General features: G+C 66.8%; 12 protein-coding genes. 6 read left to right on the forward strand and 6 right to left on the reverse strand.

The window, feature by feature from the left end:
- Nucleotides 1-44: 44 nt before the first annotated feature.
- On the forward strand, nt 45-2,291 hold the full coding sequence (locus tag LZD57_RS09395; protein WP_233719360.1) for a transglycosylase domain-containing protein: 2,247 nt from the start codon (nt 45-47) through the stop codon (nt 2,289-2,291).
- A gap of 80 nt (nt 2,292-2,371) precedes the next feature.
- Here LZD57_RS09395 and LZD57_RS23985 read toward each other — a convergent pair whose 3' ends face one another.
- The gene (locus LZD57_RS23985; protein WP_255699863.1) at nt 2,372-2,500 is read right to left on the reverse strand and encodes a hypothetical protein; all 129 of its coding nucleotides are present in this window, start codon (nt 2,498-2,500) and stop codon (nt 2,372-2,374) included.
- A gap of 301 nt (nt 2,501-2,801) precedes the next feature.
- Between LZD57_RS23985 and dnaK the strand changes: the two genes are divergently transcribed.
- The gene (gene dnaK, locus LZD57_RS09400) at nt 2,802-4,733 is read left to right on the forward strand and encodes a molecular chaperone DnaK (RefSeq protein ID WP_233719361.1); all 1,932 of its coding nucleotides are present in this window, start codon (nt 2,802-2,804) and stop codon (nt 4,731-4,733) included.
- Nucleotides 4,734-5,458: 725 nt separating this feature from the next.
- Here the strand turns inward: dnaK and purB are convergent.
- The 4 genes from purB to LZD57_RS09420 form a co-directional block, all read right to left on the reverse strand.
- Complete coding sequence (gene purB / locus LZD57_RS09405) at nt 5,459-6,790, reverse strand: adenylosuccinate lyase (RefSeq protein ID WP_233719362.1); 1,332 nt, start codon at nt 6,788-6,790, stop codon at nt 5,459-5,461.
- A 69-nt stretch (nt 6,791-6,859) separates the two neighbouring features.
- Complete coding sequence (locus LZD57_RS09410) at nt 6,860-7,051, reverse strand: hypothetical protein (RefSeq protein WP_233719363.1); 192 nt, start codon at nt 7,049-7,051, stop codon at nt 6,860-6,862.
- Between the two features lie 195 nt (nt 7,052-7,246).
- Nucleotides 7,247-8,716, reverse strand: a complete 1,470-nt coding sequence (locus tag LZD57_RS09415; protein WP_233719364.1) for an MBOAT family O-acyltransferase — start codon at nt 8,714-8,716, stop codon at nt 7,247-7,249.
- 467 nt (nt 8,717-9,183) lie between these two features.
- Nucleotides 9,184-10,605, reverse strand: a complete 1,422-nt coding sequence (locus tag LZD57_RS09420; RefSeq protein WP_233719365.1) for a GDSL-type esterase/lipase family protein — start codon at nt 10,603-10,605, stop codon at nt 9,184-9,186.
- A 464-nt stretch (nt 10,606-11,069) separates the two neighbouring features.
- On the opposite strand from LZD57_RS09420, the gene LZD57_RS09425 reads away from it, so the two are divergent.
- A complete protein-coding gene (locus LZD57_RS09425) occupies nt 11,070-11,861 on the forward strand; it encodes an SGNH/GDSL hydrolase family protein (protein ID WP_233719366.1) in 792 nt (263 codons plus the stop codon).
- A gap of 107 nt (nt 11,862-11,968) precedes the next feature.
- Here LZD57_RS09425 and LZD57_RS09430 read toward each other — a convergent pair whose 3' ends face one another.
- Nucleotides 11,969-12,730, reverse strand: coding sequence for an IclR family transcriptional regulator domain-containing protein (locus LZD57_RS09430; protein ID WP_233719367.1), 762 nt, complete (start codon nt 12,728-12,730; stop codon nt 11,969-11,971).
- Between the two features lie 191 nt (nt 12,731-12,921).
- On the opposite strand from LZD57_RS09430, the gene LZD57_RS09435 reads away from it, so the two are divergent.
- The 3 genes from LZD57_RS09435 to pcaF are packed head-to-tail and all read left to right on the forward strand — an operon-like array spanning nt 12,922 to nt 15,514.
- Complete coding sequence (locus LZD57_RS09435; protein ID WP_233719368.1) at nt 12,922-13,629, forward strand: 3-oxoacid CoA-transferase subunit A; 708 nt, start codon at nt 12,922-12,924, stop codon at nt 13,627-13,629.
- Nucleotides 13,626-14,312, forward strand: coding sequence for a 3-oxoacid CoA-transferase subunit B (locus LZD57_RS09440; protein ID WP_233719369.1), 687 nt, complete (start codon nt 13,626-13,628; stop codon nt 14,310-14,312). The genes LZD57_RS09435 and LZD57_RS09440 overlap by 4 nt, the downstream gene beginning before the upstream one ends.
- The gene (pcaF, locus tag LZD57_RS09445) at nt 14,312-15,514 is read left to right on the forward strand and encodes a 3-oxoadipyl-CoA thiolase (protein WP_233719370.1); all 1,203 of its coding nucleotides are present in this window, start codon (nt 14,312-14,314) and stop codon (nt 15,512-15,514) included. The genes LZD57_RS09440 and pcaF overlap by 1 nt, the downstream gene beginning before the upstream one ends.
- The last annotated feature ends 63 nt before the right edge of the window (nt 15,515-15,577 follow it).

Consider the following 15,577-nt stretch of genomic DNA (forward strand, 5'->3'; position numbering starts at 1 on the left):
GACCGGCTGCTCCGCGCCTCCGACATCAGGATGAAAGGCTGCGCATGGCGGCACGGCGCGAGCGGATCGAACCGAGCTTCGAACGCGAGGAAGGGGTGAGCGAAGCCGGGCTTTCGATCAGCTCGGACGACCGGGCGGTGCCGACGGCGGCGAACGATCGCAAGCGCAAGCCCGCGGCAAAGACCGGCAAGGGTAAGACGGCGGCGGCGCGCAGCGGCAATAGTGGCGGTGGACGAGGCTCCGGCCGGGGCGGGTCCGGCAATGGCGGCGGCGGTGGCGGCCGGCGGCGGCGCAGCTTTCTCGGCCACGTCGTGCGGCTCGGCATCGCCGGCACCCTGTGGGGCGGCCTCGCGGCAGCGGCCGTCATCGGCTATTTCGCCGTCAAGCTGCCGCAGGAAGCCTGGGAGATCCCGGCCCGCCCGCCGAACGTGAAGATCGTCTCGGTCAATGGCGAGCTTCTGGCCAATCGCGGTCTCACCGGTGGCAAGGAAGTCTCCCTCGACGAGATGAGTCCCTACATCCCCGAGGCCGTCATCGCCATCGAGGACCGGCGCTTCTACGACCACTTCGGCGTCGATCCGCTCGGCATCGTGCGCGCCGCGGTCGAGAACTGGCAGGCCGGGGGAACCGTCCAGGGCGGCTCGACGCTGACCCAGCAGCTTGCGAAGAACATTTTCCTCGATCCCGAGCAGACGATCCAGCGCAAGGTCCAGGAAGCGATCCTGTCGATCTGGCTGGAGCACAAGTTCACCAAGGACCAGATCCTCGACATGTATCTGAACCGGGTCTATTTCGGCTCGGGGGCGACGGGGGTCGAGGCCGCCGCGCGGCGCTATTTCGGCAAGTCGGCGAGCGAGGTGACGTTGTCTGAGGCGGCGACGCTCGCCGGTCTTCTCAAGGCGCCGTCGCGGCTCTCGCCGGCGCGCGATCCGAAGGCCGCCAAGGAGCGCTCCGAGGTGGTGCTCGCCGCCATGCTCGAAGAGGGCAAGATCGACCGGCAGGAATACGAGGACGCCGTCGCCGAGAAGCCGGTGAAGGCGAAGAGCTACTGGGATGGCGCCCAGCACTACGCCGCCGATCTCGTCATGCGCGACATCAAGAAGCTGATCGGCGACGTCAAGCAGGACGTCGTCGTCGAGACGACGATCGAGATGCCGCTCGAACGCATCGCCGAGAAGGCCATTCGCGAGACGATCGACAATTCCAAGCAGAACGTTACCCAGGGCGCCCTCGTGGCGCTCGACGGGACCGGCGCGATCCGCGCGCTCGTCGGCGGCCGGGACTATGCCGAAAGCCAGTTCAACCGGGCGGTCGACGCCAAGCGCCAGCCGGGCTCGACCTTCAAGCCATTCGTCTACGAGACGGCCCTCGAAAATGGCTGGCGTCCGGAGAGCATCATCGTCGACGGCCCGGTCCAGATCGGCAAGTGGAAGCCGTCGAACTACGAGAACACCTATCGCGGACCGGTGATGGTCGCCGACGCCCTGCGCTTCTCGCTCAACACCGTCGCCGCCAAGCTGATCGACAATGTCGGGACGCAGGCGGTGATCGACACCGCCCACCGCCTCGGCATCAAGTCCGACATCGTCGACAATCCGTCGATCGCGCTGGGCACGTCCGAGGTGTCGCTCCTGGAACTGACGGGCGCCTTCGCGCCCTTCGCCAACGGCGGCTACGAGGCGACGCCGCATCTCGTCAACCGGATCACCAGCGAGGACGGCAAGGTGATCTGGGAGCGCGGAGCGGAGGTGCCGCCGAAGGTGCTGTCGGAGGACATGGTGTCGATGATGAACGCCATGCTGCGGCGGGTGGTCAATTCGGGCACCGGCCGCAAGGCGGCGATCGAGGGGTTCGACGCGGCCGGCAAGACCGGCACCACCCAGGACTTCAAGGACGCCTGGTTCATGGGCTACACGGCCGAGCTCGTCACCGGCGTGTGGTTCGGCAACGACAACGGCGCCAAGATGAAGCGCGTCACCGGCGGCTCGCTACCGGCGGCGGCGTGGCATGAATTCATGAGCGCGGCGCTCGACGGCACGCCCAACGTCCCGCTGCCGGGCAACTATGCGATCGGCGAGCCCGAAGCGCCGCTGGTCGCCGACGGCAATGGCGGCGAATACTACGACAGCGAGCTGCCGCGCGACGACGGCGTGCCGATCGACGATGGCGGCCGTGGGCAGGAACGGCGGATCTACGACCGCGCGCCGCCCCCCGGCGTCGTCGTTCAGGAGCGGGTCTCCCCCCGGCGGGAGGACAACGGCAGCCTGTTCCGACGGATCTTCGGCGGCTGATCCCGAACAAAGATCGCGAACGAAAAAAGCGCACCCGATGGAGGTGCGCTTTTTTTTCGCTCCGGTGTCGGCCTTTCGGCTCAGACGATGCCGATCAGCGACAGGATGACGATGACGACGACGACGAGGCCCACGAGATAGATGATGCTGTTCAAGGTCTGCGCTCCGGATAGTGGCGTTTCGGGGTGATATGCGGCGGATCGCCCCATAGGATCCGAACCGGTAGCGCGCGACGAGGCCTGTGGTTCCCTTCGCCGATGCATTTTCTGCAAATCGCGACGCCGGCAATTCGCCCCGTCAGCCGCCTCAAATCCGCTCACGAAAGCGTCAGAACCTGCCTTGCGCAGGTTTGGAGCCATTCATATATAGCCGCCATCACGGGTTGGCCGGTGGCCTCGGAACGGGGGCGACGCGGCTTCACGAAATTCGAAGACGCCACGTGGGGGTCGCCCAGCGGGAACGCCTCGACGAGGGTCCCGGGCGGCTCGCTATAACAAGGAGACTATGAACATGGCGAAGGTTATCGGTATCGACCTCGGTACGACCAATTCCTGCGTCGCCGTCATGGACGGCAAGAATTCCAAGGTCATCGAGAACTCGGAGGGCGCGCGCACGACGCCCTCGATGGTCGCCTTCACCGACGACGGCGAACGTCTCGTCGGCCAGCCGGCGAAACGCCAGGCCGTGACCAATCCCGAGAACACGCTGTTTGCCGTCAAGCGGCTGATCGGCCGGCGCTACGAAGATCCGACAGTCGCCAAGGACAAGGGCCTCGTTCCCTACAAGATCGTCAAGGCAGACAACGGCGACGCCTGGGTCGAGTCCTCGGGCGAGAAGTACTCGCCGTCGCAGATCTCCGCGATGATCCTTCAGAAGATGAAGGAGACCGCCGAGTCCTATCTGGGCGAGAAGGTCGAGAAGGCGGTCATCACCGTTCCGGCCTACTTCAACGACGCCCAGCGCCAGGCCACCAAGGACGCCGGCAAGATCGCCGGCCTCGAAGTCCTGCGCATCATCAACGAGCCGACGGCCGCGGCGCTCGCCTATGGCCTCGAGAAGAACGACGGCAAGACCATCGCGGTCTACGACCTCGGTGGCGGCACGTTCGACGTGTCGGTGCTCGAGATCGGCGACGGCGTCTTCGAGGTGAAGTCGACCAACGGCGACACCTTCCTCGGCGGCGAAGACTTCGACATGCGTCTGGTCGACTACCTCGCCTCCGAGTTCAAGAAGGACCAGGGCATCGACCTGAAGAACGACAAGCTCGCCCTTCAGCGCCTCAAGGAAGCCGCCGAGAAGGCCAAGATCGAGCTGTCCTCCGCCTCTCAGACCGAAATCAACCTGCCCTTCATCACCGCCGACCAGACCGGCCCGAAGCACCTCAACATCAAGCTCACCCGCTCGAAGTTCGAGGCCCTCGTGGACGATCTGGTGCAGCGCACCGTCGGCCCGATGCAGTCGGCGCTGAAGGATGCCGGTCTGTCGCAGTCGGACATCGACGAGGTCGTGCTCGTCGGCGGCATGACGCGCATGCCGAAGGTGCAGGAGACGGTGAAGAACTTCTTCGGCAAGGAGCCCCATAAGGGCGTCAATCCGGACGAAGTCGTCGCCATGGGCGCGGCGATCCAGGCGGGCGTCCTCCAGGGCGACGTCAAGGACGTGCTCTTGCTCGACGTGACGCCGCTGTCGCTCGGCATCGAGACGCTGGGCGGTGTCTTCACCCGGCTGATCGATCGCAACACGACGATCCCGACCAAGAAGAGCCAGGTGTTCTCGACCGCCGAGGACAACCAGAACGCCGTGACGATCCAGGTCTATCAGGGCGAGCGCGAGATGGCGGCCGACAACAAGTCGCTCGGCCGGTTCAACCTCGAGGGCATCCCGCCGGCACCACGCGGCGTTCCGCAGATCGAGGTGACCTTCGACATCGACGCCAACGGCATCGTCAACGTTTCGGCCAAGGATAAGGGCACCAACAAGGAGCAGCGGATCACCATCCAGGCTTCGGGTGGCCTGTCCGACGCCGACATCGAGCAGATGGTCAAGGACGCCGAGGCGAATGCCGACGCGGACAAGAAGCGCCGCGCAGGCGTCGAGGCGAAGAACCAGGCCGAAAGCCTCGTTCATTCGGCCGAGAAGTCGCTCGCCGACTATGGCGACAAGGTTTCCGAGGCCGACCGTGGTGCGATCCGCGCGGCGATCGACGACCTGAAGGCCGAGCTCGAGAAGCCCGAGGCCGACGCCGAGACGATCAAGGCCAAGAGCGACACGCTCGCCCAGGCCTCGATGAAGCTCGGCCAGGCGATGTACGAGGCGGCCCAGGCCAGTGAAGGCGAGGGCGGCGAAGACGCCTCCGCCGAGGCGTCGGGCGAGCAGAAGGACGACGTCGTCGACGCCGACTACGAGGAAGTCGACGACGACCAGCGCAAGAAGTCGGCCTGAGCCGCTTCCGCCCCAGAGGCATGTGCAAAAAAAGCGCCGGCGCGAGAAGCGCCGGGGCTTTTTCGTTTTGAAATGAGCCGAAGCGAACCACCCTTAAGCTCGTAAGCGAGCGTCTGCCGGACGCGTTTGTGCCGCGAGGCAACAAGCGGAGGCGCCAAATCCTCAACGCTTCGTCATTTTCGGACGTGTCCCGGCGGGACAGCGCCGCAGCACGTCGTAGCAAGGCGAATTCAGAGGACGTCTGCGGCGAAAGGTGGTGGCGACGGCAGGAGCTTCGTCATTCTCAGCCCCCGTGCCGGGAATCCAGGGGCGGTTGCCGCGGCATCAGCCGCTCCTGCCCCCGCGGCTGATACTGTTGGACAGAAACGCATCGGGCTCGAGGCCGATCACTGCACGGGCTCTGCGGTCAGGCGAGATGGGTCGTCGACCCGAGTTCCTTCCTCGGGCGTTCGCGTAAACAGCGCAAAATAGGCGATGACGGCGACCAAAACGACGGCGGTCGCAATCCAGAGGGCGTGGCGGCTGCGGCGGCGCGCTTCCGGTCCGCGCGCCGGGGCATGCTGATGTCGATCGGCCAAAAGCTCCTCCTCGCGCTTGCCCGGCAGCACATCGGCGCTGCCGATTCCGTGACGAACCGAAAAGTCTTGGCGCTGGTTCCGAGCGCGATCCGCCGGCGGGGTCGATCGCCTCGCGCGCCGGTGCTGGCCGAAGGCCCGGCTTTTGCCTCACCCCTCCCGGCCGAACACCCGCTTGAAGATCGTGCCGACATGCTTGGTGTGGTAGCCGAGGTCGAAGCGCTTGCGAATTTCCTCCTCGGGGAGCGCCGCACGGACCTCGTCGTCCTTCAGGAGTTCTTCGAGGAAGTCCACCGTCGCCGAGCCGGCGACGTGGTAGCTCTCCCACACCTTCATGGCGTTGCGCTGGACGAGGCGATAGGCGTCCTCGCGGGAAACGCCGGCCTGGGTGAGGGCGAGGAGGATGCGCTGGGAGTGAACGAGACCGCCGAGACGGTCCATGTTGTTCGCCATGCGCTCGGGATAGACCAAGAGCTTGTCGACGACGCCGGTGAGGCGGGCGAGGGCGAAGTCCAGCGTGATCGTCGCGTCGGGCCCGATATAGCGCTCGACCGAGGAGTGCGAGATGTCCCGCTCGTGCCAGAGCGCGACGTTCTCCATGGCGGGCAGGGCGTATGAGCGCACCATGCGCGCGAGGCCGGTGAGGTTTTCCGTCAGCACCGGATTGCGCTTGTGGGGCATTGCCGAGGAGCCCTTCTGGCCCGGCGAGAAATACTCCTCCGCCTCCAGCACCTCGGTGCGCTGCAGGTGGCGGATCTCCGTCGCCAGCCGTTCCACCGATGAAGCGACGACGCCGAGGACCGCGAAGAACATGGCGTGCCGGTCGCGCGGGATGACCTGCGTCGACACCGGCTCCGCCTTGAGGCCCATGGCCTCGGCGACATGCTCTTCGACACGAGGGTCGATGTTGGCGAAGGTGCCGACGGCGCCGGAGATCGCGCAGGTCGCCACTTCGGCGCGCGCGGCGACGAGCCGCTCGCGGCAGCGCTGGAACTCCGCGTGGGCGAGCGCCAGCTTGACGCCGAAGGTCGTCGGTTCGGCATGGATGCCGTGGGAGCGGCCGATGGTGACGGTGTCGCGATGTTCGAAGGCGCGGCGCTCCAGCGCGGCGAGCAGCGCGTCGAGATCGGCGATGAGAAGGTCCGCGGCGCGGGTCAGCTGGACGGCGAGGCAGGTGTCGAGAACGTCGGACGAAGTCATCCCCTGATGGACGAAGCGCGCGTCCGGCCCGACGATTTCCGACAGATGGGTGAGGAAGGCGATGACGTCGTGCTTGGTCTCGCGCTCGATCTCGTCGATCCGCTCGACGTCGAAGGTCGCCGCGCCGCCCTTCTCCCAGATCGTCTTCGCCGCCTCTTTGGGGATCACGCCGAGCTCGGCCAGCGCGTCGCAGGCATGGGCCTCGATCTCGAACCAGATGCGGAACTTCTGCTCCGGCGACCAGATGGCGACCATGTCGGGGCGGGCGTAGCGGGGGATCATCGGGCGTGTTCCGGATGGCGATTGCGGGAAGACCGCCGTCTAACAGAGCGGGGGGCAAGCCTCAATCGTTCAGCCATCCGTCGCAGGGAAGAAGCTGGTCCCCTCGAACAGATCCCCGCTCGCCAAGGCGCCGACCGTCTCGACCACGGCGTCCCCGGCCTGCGCCGTGCCGATCGCCTCCATCCAGCCATGCCAGGTCTCGGCGAGGGCGATCACGGCTTCGCTCGTCTCGCCGGGCGGAAGGTCGTAGGTCGTGCTCACGAGATCGCCGGAGCGAAAGAGCGCGAGACCGGCAAAAGCCGCCAGGAAGACGAAGAGGCCGGCGCGGACGTTCGCTGCCGTGTCCCGTCCGTCCTTGCGCGGCCGGCGGCGGCGCCGTGCCGCGCGAGGGACGGCCGGCGACGGGGGGGCCGGTTTCGGTCGGGCGATGGGGGCGGAGGGGAGCATCGGCCTCACTTAGAACTGGAAATAGATGAAGGGCGCCGTGCCCGGCGGCGAGATCAGCTGGATCAGGACGAGGCAGGCGGCGAAGCCGAAGGCGAGGGCGAGCGCCGGCCAGCGGCGGAGCGCCCGGCCGCAGCGCATGTCGAGGTCGTGAGGCGTGAAATGGAAGGCGAGCGGGACGAAGACGAGTAGGAGGTGGAACGGCGTCCAGGCCTCGAAGCTGCCGGAGAGCGATGCGAGACCGGAGAGATAGGCCGTCGCCGTCGTGAAATTTTCGGCCCGGAAGAAGATCCAGGCGAGCGTCACGAAATGGAAGGTCGCGAGGATCGCCAGAAAGCGGACGAGGCCGTGCCCGTGCCAGGGCCGGGGCGCCCAGGCGATGCGCTTGAAGGCGGCGTCGCGCGGGCCGCCCGGTCGGGGCGAGAAACGCTCGCGCGCCGCCCGTTCGAGACCGAGCGCCGCGCCGTGCATCGCGCCCCAGATGACGAAGTTGTAGGCGGCGCCATGCCACAGCCCGCCGAGGAACATCGTCAGGAACAGGTTGCGATAGGTGGCGATCCTGCCGGATTTGCTGCCGCCGAGCGGCTTGTAGAGACAGTCCCGCAGCCACTGCGACAGCGAGATGTGCCAGCGCCGCCAGAATTCCTGCAACGAGGCGGCGCGATAGGGCTGCCGGAAATTCTCGCGAAAATGATAGCCGAGCAGCGCCGCCGTGCCGATGGCGATGTCGCTATAGCCGGAAAAGTCGCAATAGATCTGCACGGCATAGCCATAGGCGGCCAGCAGCAGCGTCGGCATGTCGTGGCTTTCGGGAACGAGGAAGACGTCGTCGACGAGATGGGTCGCCAGCCAGTTGGCGACGACCATCTTCTTCAACAGCCCGACGAGGACGAGCACGAGGCCGTAGGACAGCATGAAACGGGTGAGCCGCGGCCGCTCGGCAAGCTGCGGCATGAAGTCGGCCGCGCGCACGATCGGGCCGGCGACGAGCTGGGGAAAGAACGAGACGTAGAGGAGAAGGTCGAGCGGCGAGCGCGCCGCCGGGATCTCCCGGCGATAGACGTCGACGACGTAGGAGATCGCCTGGAAGGTGAAGAAGGAGATGCCGACCGGCAGGATCACCGCCATCAGCGGCAGGTCGCGCTCGATCCCTGCCCCGCGCAGGAGGTCGCCCAGCGATTCCAGGAAGAAGCCGTAATATTTGAAGAAGCCGAGGATCAGGAGAAGAACGCCGACCGAGACGGCGACGATCCCCCGCCGCGCTCTTTCGCCCGTCGCGCCGGAGATTGCGATGCCCGCCACCCAGGCGATGAGCGAGGCACCGAGGAGCAGGAAGCAGAAGCGCCAGTCCCAATAGCCGTAGAAGAAATAGCTGGCGACGAGGAGAAGCGTCTTGCGGGCCGAAGCCATCCTCCGCAACGCCCAGGCGAGCGCGAAGACCACCAGGAAGAACACGGCGAAATCGAGCGTCGGGAACAGCAAGTCGGCAAGCCTTGGGCGGGGATGGAGGCGGCCGGAACGGCCGGCGACTTTTTACCCCATCCCGCCGGCGATTGCGCCTCCATCGGAAAGGTTTCGCCTGAAATCGACAATTTTCATGAACGATAGTCTGGCGCTGTCACCAAGATGACGCAGCGGCAGATTTTACCTGGGCGGCGGGACCGTGCGCCTTGAGCCATTCCGCAGCCATCGGCTCCTGCCATGCCCCATCGGCGCAGCGAAACGTCGTCGCGTGGCGCGGTCGGCCGGCCGAGTGCGGCTGGAAAGAAATGTTCGAATGCTGCCGCGCCATTGCGGGAACGACGAAGCGCCTGGGGTGGCGCTTCCGGTTTGCGTCCCGAGCCTTGGAACGTCCTTCGGATACTGCTTTGACGAAGGCGCGGGCTGAGCCGTTGAAATGCCGGCTCGTGGGCGACAAGGCTCGGCCGGCGCAACGCCGGGCCACCCCGTCAGTTCAGCGAAGCGACCGGGGTGTTGCCCGCCGAATCCGGCATGAGCAGGCCGTCGACGAAACTCTCGGCGCTGCGATCGTAGCCCTTGGACGTCAGATGCACCCGGTCCTTCGCGGCAAAGCCTAGCTCAGCCCATGCGTCGATCCGGCAGCGACCGCCCATGGCCTCCGACCAGTTCCAGAAGCCGGCCTTCTCGGCCTTGGCGAGATCTTCGATCGTATCGCGGATGCCGGCGAGCTTGACCGGCGAATACCAGCCGCCGGAGCAGCCGGGGCCGCGGCGCGAGCGCTTGGTCAGCCCGTCGGCGGCGCCGGCGAAAGCGAAATCGGCCTGGGGCGCGGCGGCCTTGAGCACCTCGACGAAATGCTTGGCCGTCCGGCGATAGGCGCCAAGGTCGACATTGTCGTCGAAACCCTCGTTGGTGCCGTAGCCATAGACGATGAGGTCGGGCCTGATTGCCGCGACGTCGTTCGTCACCAGCCTGTCGTCCCAGCGCTTGGTGACGTCGACGGTGGCGCCGACGATGCCGAAATTGACGTAGCGCACGCCGGGGCGGTCGCGCCCGGTGCCCCAGTTGAGGATCGTCGTCGTGCCGTCGCCCGCCGGGTTGACGGTCACGGCGTCGGCCTTCGCTTCGAGCCGGACGGTCTTCGAGCCCGGCGCGTCGGCCTTCGCCGAGAAGGTCTCGCTCTTGCCGCCGGCACTGATCGTCACGCCGCCGGCCTTCGGCCCGGTGATCATCGAGACCTCGGTCCAGTCGAACGGGCCGGTGTCGCTCTTCAAGGTGAGCTTCGCTGCCTTTGAAGCGGACGACAGCCGGACGCCCGAGACGCCGTAGGGGCCGGATTTGACCTTGAGGCTGGAGGCCGCCTGCCAGGGGCCGGACCGGTCCATCGAGACCTGCGCGGCGGCGGCATAGGGGAAGACCTTGGGCGGGATCACCGCGCCACGGCCGGCATCGCCATAGGCCTTCTGCAGCCGCGAGCGGATGCCGCGGGTGAAGGAGTCCGCGGCGACGTGGGAATCGCCGATGTGGAGAACCGTCACCGGTTCCGTCCGGGTGCCGTTCTTCAAAGCCTCGAGCTTGGCGTGGAAGCGGGCGAGCGGGCCGTCGCCGAGGGCGGGTGCCGCGCCACTCTCGCCACCGAACAGGCTCTTCTGGGTGAGGCCGCGCTGGATGCCGTCGGACCCGTAGGCGGCAGCGACCAGCAGGGACGGCGCAGGGCCGGCCGCCGTCGCGACCACCGGCTGCACCGGAAACCCTGCTGCGATGGCGCTTCCGGCTTCGCTGCTGACCATCAGGGCCGGCGGCGGGGACGACAGTTCGCTTCGCGCCTCGGCCATCTGAAGCTCGCCCTCGGTATCGGGACGGATCAACACCCGGCCGGTCTTGCCGGCGGCGATGCGGCCTTCGGCCATCGGTTTCGTCTCCGCGAGGGCCAGACGACCCGATTTGGCTGGCCGGGCGCCGGGCTGGAGCGCTTCGGCGATTTCCATCGGCTTGTCGGTGCAGGCGGCGAGCATCGCGGCGAGGCACAGGGTCGTGGTAAGCGGCCAGCGTGCCGGTCGGAGCCGGACGACAGACGAGGCGTGCCGATGGCCCGATGCGGGCCTCACGAATTTCCGCTCTGTCACGATCGCCCCCATCGAAAGATGATCGATTCTCCATGCCGCATCGAAAGATCGGTTACCCGACCCTTTCAGATTTTGGGTAATTTTCCGTAAACGTGGCCCCTGTCCACGCTTCGATCCCCGTCAAGGTTAAGAATGCAATGACTGCGGCGAAAGTTCGACGGTGTGGCAGAATATCTTCATCTTGCGTGAGGGAAGCCGTATAGTGTTCCGCCTCTGGGGCGGCGACGTTCAACTGGGGAACCCGGTCGATGAAGCTTTTGGGCAGTGAGGGCAGGTGGAGTGTGGCGGGCGCCGTGACGGGCCCGCTGATCGTCGGAGCTTTTCTCCTCTTGGCCGGTCCGGCCGCTGCGGTCGACGTCGCCGCGAACAGCCCGGCCGAGGCCGGACCGACGGTTTCCGCGGCGGCGGAGGCGCCCAGGCCCCGCGACTTCCGGATCGGCGTTCTGGGGGATTCTCTCGGCGAAGGCGTATATGCCGGCCTTGCCCAACTCGTCCGGGGCGAGCCGAACGTCGACGTGAAGAAATATGCCAAGGTCAACACGGGCATCGCGCGCAGCGACCGCTACGATTGGCCGGAGGCGGCCGACGACCTGGCGGAAAAGCCGATGGACGTCGCGCTTCTCGTCTTCGGCGCCAACGATCTCCAGACCATCCGCGAGAGCGGAAAGGCCTATTATTACAAGCAGGCGGCCTGGGAGGAGCGGTATCGCAAGCGCGTCGCCCATATCGTCAAGGCCTTTGCGGGCCGGGGCGTCAAGGTCTACTGGCTCAGCCTGCCGATCACCCGCAAGAACCGCTTTCAGGCCGACTATGCCTATCTGAACGAGATCTTCCGTCAGGAGGCCGAGGCGAACGGTGCCACCTTCATCGATGCCTGGAAGGCCTTTGCCGACGAGAACGGCGAGTACACCACGAACTTCACGGTCGACGGCAAGAGCACCATCATCCGGGCTAGCGACGGCGTGCATTTCACCCCGCTCGGCTATCAGGTCTATGCCGGCCTCGCGCTCGACCGATTGCGCCAGGACCTGAACTTCTGACGCGTCGGCCGGCGAAGACGGAGCGCAGTCTGATGGGGGAATTCTCGCTCTCCAACCAGACCTTTGCCGGCTTTTCTTCAAGTTCGGCTCTCGGTGGGGTTCTCGCTTCAGTGAACGATGCGCCGCAGCGCTTCCTGCACCTTCAGGAGCGCCGGCAGGTAGTCGCGCGCGAGGTCTTCCGGTTCTGCCTGGATCGCCGCGACGCCGGTGTTCAGCGCCGCGACCGTGCGGCCGCGTGCGTCGAAGAGCGGAACCGCGATCGAGCGCAGGCCGATCTCCACCTCCTGGTCGATCACGGCGTAGCCCTGGGCGCGCACCCGCTCGAGTTCGGCCAAAATCTCGCCCGGCGCGGTCAGTGACCGGGCCGTCCGCGGCGTCAGGTTCGCCCGCTCGATCAACGCCCGTGCCTCGCCCTCCGGCAGGGCGGCGAGCAGCACCCGTCCGAGGGAGGTCGAATGGGCCGGCAGCCGCGACCCCGGCATCAGGCCGACGGTCATCACCCGCTTCTGCGCCGCCCGGGCGACATAGACCACCTCGGTCTCGTCGAGAATGGCGACGGAGGTCGACTGGCCGATCCGCTCCGAAAGCTGGTCGAGCCATGGCTGGACGATCTGCGGCAGGGGCAGGGTGGCGAGCGCACCCATGCCGAGACGCAGGATGCGCGGCGTCAGGGTGAAGTACTTGCCGTCGTAGTCGGCATAGCCGAGTGCGTGCAGCGTCAGCAGGCAGCGCCGCGCCGTCGCCCGGTCGAGCCCGGTGGCCTGGGCGACGTCGGTGACGGCCAGGCGCGGGCGTTCGGCCCGAAAGGCCTCGACGACGCGGAGGCCCTTGGCGAGCGAGGCGACGAAATCGGTCGGTTTGTTCAACATGCGCACGTTTTTGTCCGAACGTCGAACAACGATCAAGATGCGAACGAAAGCGCGTGGCGCCGGACGGGACTTGCGATTATTTCTCCGACCCTGAAACGGCGATCCCCGGGGGCACGGCATTCGCCGGCGCCGACGGCGGTCCCGATGGGCGAAGCCGGGCCGCGATCCGGCACCCGGGAAGGAGGGATTTCGTGAACAAACGCTTTGCCACGGCGGCCGAGGCCGTCGCGGACGTTTTCGACGGGGCGACCGTCATGATCGGCGGCTTCGGCGGCTCCGGCGCGCCGATCGAGCTGATCCACGCGCTCATCGACGCCGGACCGAAGAACCTGACGGTGGTCAACAACAATGCCGGCAACGGCCATGTTGGTCTCGCCGCGATGATCGAGCAGGGGATGGTGAGGAAGCTGATCTGCTCCTTCCCGAAGAGCAAGGATCCGAAGGCCTTCACCGATCGCTATCTGGCCGGCGAGATCGAACTGGAACTGGTGCCGCAGGGAACGCTCGCCGAGCGCATCCGCGCCGGCGGCGCCGGCATTCCCGCCTTCTACACGCCGACCGCCTACGGCACCGAACTCGGCGAGAAGAAGCCGACCGCCGAATTCGACGGCAAGCCCTATGTCCAGGAGCGCTGGCTGAAGGCCGATTTCGCACTGGTGAAGGCCGAACTCGGCGACCCCTATGGCAATCTCACCTACCGGCTGGCAGCCCGCAACTTCAATCCGCTGATGGCGACGGCAGCCGGCAAGACCATCGCACAGGTGAGCCGGCTGGTCGAGGCCGGCGGCATCGACCCCGAAGCCGTCGTCACCCCCGGCATCTTCGTCAACCGACTGGTCGAGATCGCCAATCCCCGGCAGGAAGAAGTGCTGAACCAGGCGGAGGCGCGTTACCCATGACCATTCAAGGACAGCTCGGCCAGGAGCAGATCGCCTGGCGCGCCGCGCAGGACATCGAGGACGGCGCCTATGTCAATCTCGGCATCGGTTTCCCGGAGAAGGTCGCCGCCTACACCATCGAGGGGCGCGAGCCGATCTTCCACACCGAAAACGGCGTCCTCGGCTTCGGCCGCGCGCCGGCGAAGGGCGAGGAGGACTGGGACCTCATCAATGCCGGCAAGAAGGCGATCACGCTGAAGCCGGGGGCCGCCTTCTTCGACCATGCGACGAGCTTCGCGATGATCCGCGGAGGCCATCTCGACGTCGCCATTCTCGGCGCGCTGCAGGTCGCCTCGAACGGCGATCTCGCCAACTGGCGGGTCGGCGACAAAGGCGTGCCGGCGGTCGGCGGGGCGATGGATCTCGTCAACGGTGCCAAGCGCGTCGCCGTCCTCACGGATCACGTCACCAAGGACGGCAAGCCGAAACTCGTCGAGGCCTGCACCTTTCCGTTGACCGGCGTCGGCTGCGTCACCCGCGTATACACCTCGCTGGCGGTGATCGACGTCGACATCGCCAACGCCCGTTTCGTCCTCGTCGAAAAACTCGCTCATCTGTCGATGGACGACCTGCAATCCGTCACCGGCGCGAAGCTCCATGTCGAGGGCGACGTCGGCGAACTCGAAGTTCCGGAGCTTTCCTGATGCGCGATGCCTATATCTGCGACTACGTCCGCACCCCGATCGGACGCTATGCCGGCGCGCTCGCCAGCGTCAGGGCAGATGATCTCGGCGCCATCCCGATCCGCGCACTGACGAAGCGCCACGACATCGACTGGGCCGCCGTCGAGGAGGTCTATTACGGCTGCGCCAACCAGGCGGGCGAGGACAATCGCAACGTCGCCCGCATGTCGCTGCTGCTCGCGGGCCTTCCCGAAAGCGTGCCGGGCACGACCATCAACCGGCTCTGCGGCTCCGGCATGGACGCGATCGTCCAGGCTTCTCGCGCGATCAAGGCCGGCGAGCTGGACCTCGCCATCGCCGGCGGAGTCGAATCGATGTCGCGCGCGCCCTTCGTCATGGGCAAGGCCGAGACCGCCTACAGCCGCTCGGCCGAGATCTACGACACGACGATCGGCTGGCGTTTCGTCAATCCGCTGATGAAGAAGCAGTACGGCGTCGATTCGATGCCGGAGACCGGCGAGAACGTCGCGGAAGACTTTTCGGTGAGCCGCGCGGACCAGGACGCCTTCGCGCTGCGCTCGCAGCAGAAGGCGGGACGGGCGATGGAATCGGGGCGGCTCGCCAAAGAGATCGTCCCGGTCGAAATCCCCCAGCGAAAGGGCGAGCCGAAGATCGTCGACACCGACGAGCATCCGCGGCCCGAGACGACGCTGGAGGCGCTTGCCAAGCTCAAGACGCCGTTTCGCGACGGTGGCTCGGTGACGGCCGGCAACGCCAGCGGCGTCAATGACGGCGCCGCCGCGCTGATCGTCGCCTCCGAGGCTGCCGTGAAGGCGCACGGCCTGACGCCGATCGCCCGCATCATGGGCGGCGCGACGGCCGGCGTCCCGCCGCGCATCATGGGCTTCGGCCCGGCGCCAGCCTCGCAGAAGCTGATGGCGCGGCTCGGCCTGAAGGTCGAGGAATTCGACGTCATCGAGCTCAACGAGGCCTTCGCCTCGCAAGGGCTCGCGACCCTGCGCGACCTCGGCGTCGCCGATGACGACCCGCGGGTGAACCCGAACGGCGGCGCCATCGCCCTCGGCCATCCCCTCGGCATGTCCGGCGCCCGCATCGCCGGCACCGCGGCGCTGGAGCTTTCCCTCACCGGCAAGAGCCGTGCGCTGGCGACGATGTGCATCGGCGTCGGGCAGGGGATCGCCATCGCGCTGGAGCGGGCCTGAAGGCAGAGGGCGCTGTCGCCGGATCTGTGAGGCGCTTGCCCTCTTCTCGCCGTCATCCTCGGG

It is taken from the genome of Jiella avicenniae (assembly GCF_021390325.1).
Taxonomy (GTDB): Bacteria; Pseudomonadota; Alphaproteobacteria; order Rhizobiales; family Rhizobiaceae; genus Jiella; species Jiella avicenniae.

Excerpts from the sequence above, each read along its gene's own strand:
- LZD57_RS09395 (WP_233719360.1), top strand. The coding sequence starts at position 45 with ATGGCGGCACGGCGCGAGCGGATCGAACCGAGCTTCGAACGCGAGGAA.
- LZD57_RS23985 (WP_255699863.1), bottom strand. The coding sequence starts at position 2,500 with ATGGGGCGATCCGCCGCATATCACCCCGAAACGCCACTATCCGGAGCG.
- dnaK (WP_233719361.1), top strand. The coding sequence starts at position 2,802 with ATGGCGAAGGTTATCGGTATCGACCTCGGTACGACCAATTCCTGCGTC.
- purB (WP_233719362.1), bottom strand. The coding sequence starts at position 6,790 with ATGATCCCCCGCTACGCCCGCCCCGACATGGTCGCCATCTGGTCGCCG.
- LZD57_RS09420 (WP_233719365.1), bottom strand. The coding sequence starts at position 10,605 with ATGGCCGAAGGCCGCATCGCCGCCGGCAAGACCGGCCGGGTGTTGATC.
- LZD57_RS09425 (WP_233719366.1), top strand. The coding sequence starts at position 11,070 with ATGAAGCTTTTGGGCAGTGAGGGCAGGTGGAGTGTGGCGGGCGCCGTG.
- LZD57_RS09430 (WP_233719367.1), bottom strand. The coding sequence starts at position 12,730 with ATGTTGAACAAACCGACCGATTTCGTCGCCTCGCTCGCCAAGGGCCTC.
- LZD57_RS09440 (WP_233719369.1), top strand. The coding sequence starts at position 13,626 with ATGACCATTCAAGGACAGCTCGGCCAGGAGCAGATCGCCTGGCGCGCC.
- pcaF (WP_233719370.1), top strand. The coding sequence starts at position 14,312 with ATGCGCGATGCCTATATCTGCGACTACGTCCGCACCCCGATCGGACGC.